This is a genomic window from Brachybacterium sp. AOP29-B2-41 (assembly GCF_052378395.1).
Classification (GTDB): Bacteria; Actinomycetota; Actinomycetes; order Actinomycetales; family Dermabacteraceae; genus Brachybacterium.
Map to the genome: position 1 here is coordinate 1 of NZ_JBQSXR010000050.1, position 1,413 is coordinate 1,413.

General features: G+C 51.4%; 1 protein-coding gene. It reads left to right on the forward strand.

The window, feature by feature from the left end; translation table 11 throughout:
- Nucleotides 1-284 precede the first annotated feature (284 nt).
- Nucleotides 285-1,295: a DUF262 domain-containing protein gene (locus ACT3T9_RS18815; protein ID WP_444607301.1), complete on the forward strand. Its 1,011-nt coding sequence runs from the start codon at nucleotides 285-287 to the stop codon at nucleotides 1,293-1,295.
- Nucleotides 1,296-1,413 lie beyond the last annotated feature (118 nt).

Consider the following 1,413-nt stretch of genomic DNA (forward strand, 5'->3'; position numbering starts at 1 on the left):
GGCCGTTCTACGCCAGCGACGCGACGCTCTCCTTCACCACCAACCGCGAAGACCCCTATTAGGCCTGCTGCCATGGAACACGGTAGAGAGAGCCGTCTTGTGGACGCGGTGGGGCGCTCATGGTTCGTAGTTTGTCGGCCCAGTTAGCGGCTCACCACCCCTGCCTATCGCCGACCTTCCACCAGGTAGGGCTCGGTGGAACCAATGCTGGAGGATCGAGCTGACCGGGTAGACTCAAAGACTGATACGCAGATCAACGTAGATACAGATCCGGAGGATTACCCGTGCGGCGACGTCCAAACACCCAAACAATTCAGTGGTTCCTTGAGAATCACGCCACAGGACAACTGGACTTAGACCCACCGTATCAGAGGCGATCAGTCTGGAATGAGGCATATCGCCGCTACTACATTGATTCTATTTTACGAGATTACCCATCTCCAGCCATCTACCTCCAAATAGAGACCCAGCCCGGTTTGCCGACGACATATCATGTCATAGACGGCAAGCAGAGGCTTGAAACACTCATCGCGTTCACCAAAGATGAATTTAATCTCGGCGGACACTTCAGTGGCGAAGGGTACGCAGATGCCTACTATTCGGATCTTCCAGAAGGTATGAAAGAAGACTTTGCCGACTATGTGCTCAGCGTGGAAAATATTTCACGGACAAGCGAAGAGGAGATCAAGTCGGCATTTGAGCGTTTAAATAAAAATACGGCCAAACTGAATGCGCAGGAACTTCGAAAGGCCCAGTTTGGGGGACACTTCATTCAGAGGATGGACTCTCTGGCCCAAGATCCATTCTGGAGCTCTATCGGCGTGGCTAGTAGGGCTAGAATATCGAGAATGCTGGACGTTGAGTATGTCTCAGAAATATATCTCCTAACCGCGCACGGAATAATGGACGGAACGTCATCTGTCCTAGATCTATACTATGCGAAATACGATGAAGGAATACCTGCCGAGAGTGATATTGAGCCGGCTTATCAGTGCGTGATGGATTGGCTGAGAGAGCTCGACTTCTCGAAATCTGGTTCGAGGTGGACAAATCTCGGAGACTTTTACTCGCTTTGGGCCGCCGTGAAGGTACTTTCTGAACAAAACGAGTTGCCCAATTATGAGGATGCCCAGACTCGACTTCGAGAGTTTGATTCGCGCCTCAAGAAACCAACCTCGCCCGAGGAAAAGTCCTACTATGATGCAGTTCGTCAAGGCACAAATAAGGAGGCGTCGAGATCTATTCGGGCTAGAATAATCGCTGGCGTGCTAGTCGGCAAGGCTTTCGAGGAATGAAGCTTCCGGCCTCATATGTAGACGCCTATGAAGAAGAGAAAGCCATACTCGAGGAGGTCAAGCACTATGCCGGCTCGCGACTTCAACGAGTCGCCGTTGATAACGGCTGGCTTTTTGA